Annotated in this window: 4 protein-coding genes; 3 read left to right on the top strand and 1 reads right to left on the bottom strand. The window is 50.3% G+C overall.

Annotation, left to right across the window (positions count from 1 at the left end; translation table 11 throughout):
* The first annotated feature begins 62 nt into the window (after window positions 1-62).
* From AUR66_RS03855 to AUR66_RS21080, 3 genes are all read left to right on the top strand, one after another.
* A complete protein-coding gene (locus tag AUR66_RS03855; RefSeq protein WP_058571184.1) occupies window positions 63-347 on the top strand; it encodes a type II toxin-antitoxin system RelE family toxin in 285 nt (94 codons plus the stop codon).
* Between the two features lie 183 nt (window positions 348-530).
* Window positions 531-947, top strand: coding sequence for a hypothetical protein (locus tag AUR66_RS03850; RefSeq protein WP_058571183.1), 417 nt, complete (start codon window positions 531-533; stop codon window positions 945-947).
* 269 nt (window positions 948-1,216) lie between these two features.
* Window positions 1,217-1,771, top strand: a complete 555-nt coding sequence (locus tag AUR66_RS21080; RefSeq protein ID WP_157532986.1) for a hypothetical protein — start codon at window positions 1,217-1,219, stop codon at window positions 1,769-1,771.
* A gap of 709 nt (window positions 1,772-2,480) precedes the next feature.
* Here the strand turns inward: AUR66_RS21080 and hepT are convergent.
* The gene (gene hepT, locus AUR66_RS03845; RefSeq protein WP_197409671.1) at window positions 2,481-2,933 is read right to left on the bottom strand and encodes a type VII toxin-antitoxin system HepT family RNase toxin; all 453 of its coding nucleotides are present in this window, start codon (window positions 2,931-2,933) and stop codon (window positions 2,481-2,483) included.
* Between the last annotated feature and the right edge of the window lie 126 nt (window positions 2,934-3,059).

The raw sequence follows: 3,059 nt of genomic DNA, 5'->3' as shown, positions 1-3,059 counted from the left end.
GTCCGGTGAATCAGATTTAGTCTCGCGAGACGAAGTCCTCGAAATGATTGATCGAGACACGGATGGCGAGTGAGGAAGACTGGACGTGGAAGTTCTCACCACGCGCTGCAAACCAATTCAAGGGGCTCGATACGCACGTTCAAGACCGGATCGTCTCAAAGCTCGACGAAATTGTCGACTCAGAGTGGCGAGATCCTGACGACTTTGTTGAGCCGTTAACTGGTGGACCGTTCTCGAAACTCCGTATCGGACAGTATCGTCTGGCTTGTGTCTTGGACTACGACGAGTCAATCCTCGAAGTTCACCGAATCGAGCACCGAAGCGGTGCGTATACTGCCGACGATTGAGCTTCAGAACAAGAAGCATCAGTATCTCAAATCAGCGGCTGGCTTTTGAACAACAGAAGGTCAAAGTTTGGTTCTTTGACCGATAGAGGGTGCTGATATTTACTGGTTTGACTAAATCGACGCCTTGAAATTCAGTCTGGATGGCCCGAAAGCATATTGTCATACGAGTGGTATTTTTGGCATATGAACGCCCTGAAAAACCTCCACAAAGCAGGTAAGCCCCCTCGAATTGCCTATCGTGGGGTCTCTACAATCCTAGGAGTTGTGACGCTGGTGACATTCGGGGCTGAACGGTTCCTGTATGAGACGGCTGGTCAATCACTTGGAGAGCTACCTGCGTATGTGATGGGGGGTGTCCTTCTCGTCGTCGGGGTGAGTGCCTACTACGCGTCAGTAAACGGCCAAGACATCAGGACGGCAATTCTCCTCTCGTTAGGGCCGGTTGGTGGACTTTTGGTGTATTTAATCGGGTATCACCTCGTCTTGCCCCCCAGTACTGACTCTCCGACATGGCTCCTATTCCTCGCTTTTGCTGGAGGACTCCTTGCAATTGGGACTGTTGCCCACATCTGTGGTCGTTTAATAAAACGAGCGTTCTAAACCTGTTTGAAGCGTCTTCTTTTGTACAGATACTAGAGATCGTACGCTCTACCCAGTATTAAGACACATACTATCGGCTCTGTTGAAACCCTCAATCGCTGATAGTTTGTCGAGAGCGTGCTGAATACAGCGCGCGAGTCGGTCACTACGAAATACCGGTCATACCTTCGGCTTGACGTAATCTGACAGCTTGTTCTGAGACTCTTGGTGGCAAAGCCAGAAGTTGGGCGTAGGATTAAAAATCGAGCCGGTTGGAAATTGAATAAGTCATGAATTGGTCCTCCCGCCGTGATTTCTTGTACTACCCCAGTGTGATTGGTTTTGCACTCATGTCCGGATGTTTAGGTAACAACGGAGGTCGATCAGAAACGACTCCAGGATATATTGCCGATACAGTCGGTCCTGAACGAGTTAAAGGAGAATCTATCGAGCTTGAGCGAACGACAGAGGATTTTGAAGTTGAACTTCTAGATGATGGATCTATTCAATTGAAGGACGAGCCAGAAACAGTTCCTTTCGAAGAGTGGGTAGAATCTACGAGCGTTGAAATTGCAAAGGAAGAGCTATCACGTTCAGTAATTGATCGGGCGGAAAAAGGTGAAGAGGCACTTCCAGTTGTCCATGATGCAGAAAACGAGTGGCTGTTACTAACGACGAAAACGTACTTTAGCAACACTAATGACGATATTGCGTTTCCTTCATCTGCATTCATACAGGTCAGGGATGCTGCTCCTTCGTCCGTATCTGTCTCTTTGACACTCGAAGGTCGGTCAAATACTATAACATTCCCTGTATATATTCGCGCGATTTTAGAGCAAAATTGAGTTGGCTCGTGCTGAACTCACCCTCTGTCTGTGTCACGCGGTTCGTGTCATAGTCTGGGGGTTCAACAGAAGACAGTGATATGGTCGTCTTAACCAACAGTATCGAGATGGTGTCGCTATCGTTGGTTAAGATTGCCGATTGTAGAGTTGCCGCACCGGCTTCACACTGAACACATCGCTCGCCTCAACAGGAGCTCTATGACTACGATCGGTCGCAAGCGAATCAGTCCGCGAAAGCCGATTGACCAACTCGTTGCGTACGGATTCCCGGCTGACTGTCGTCTCATGCCACCCCAGACGCTCGTCGTAATGGCGTTTGTAGAACGTCTCTGCAAGGGAATCTACTGCTATGAACTGCGTCCGTTTTGTTCCCCACACGTTCGATGAGACGTACTCTGCACCGACGTCCTCGTGAGTAAGTTCGACGAGAACACACTCGACGAACGCGACAATCGAAGTGCGGTGGCGGTCGTTTGGCACAGTCAGTTGGAGGTTTGACCAGGGAGAGTGGGACTGTTTCGAATTGTCCAGTGGTCTATCGTTGCTACGTGGGTGTTGCTGTTGCTCTGAATGCATGCTTTGTGTCCAGGGCACACAAGTTGCCCCGTCACCCCTGACGGGGCTACAAAATCGGGGCGCTCCAAATGAAGAGATATCTGAAGCGATAGCGCTCAGCAGCGCTCTAAAACAGATTCTTCAGATTCAGTCGTCAAGCGCGCCAATCGAATTGAGGTATTCTCGCCCCCTCAACCACAAACGTTCGGTACCGCTCAAGATCTTGTAGGGCGTTATAGACCACATCGTGGTCGATGATATTCCCGTAGGTGTGTGAGAGGACGTTCCGAAACCGTGCCGCTTGGGCCATCTTATCTGTAGTCTCTGCAGTCAGGATGTCAAGTTCACCGAGGACACGCATTGACTCGGGATTACTTCTCGGGGGAGTTCCACGTTCGTGCTTAGCTAGTTCTTCCGCGATGTCGATTGACGCTTCGGTCATTTTCACAAACCGTCGTTCAACGATATCACGGCTATCGGAGTCCGCTCGATACTCATCCCGAGTGAGGGCCTGTTTGCGGGCTAGAACACCGAGACTTTCTTCGATTGTCTCGACAGCAACGAGTATTCGGTTGAGTCGGTCAGCAGGGAATGTGTCGTCTGTCATCGCTTGCTGTCGGTGCCATCTGTTGCGGTGACAGCAGAGCCACTCAGATGTTCATCGATTTTCGCCAGCGCGCTATCGAAGCGTTCTCGCGGCGATTGCTCAGCCTCTGCAGTTTCTGTGAGATCA

Source organism: Haloferax profundi (assembly GCF_001469865.1).
Taxonomy (GTDB): domain Archaea; phylum Halobacteriota; class Halobacteria; order Halobacteriales; family Haloferacaceae; genus Haloferax; species Haloferax profundi.
The sequence above is the reverse complement of the archived record's forward strand: the minus strand, read 5'-3'. Positions and strand labels throughout refer to the sequence as shown.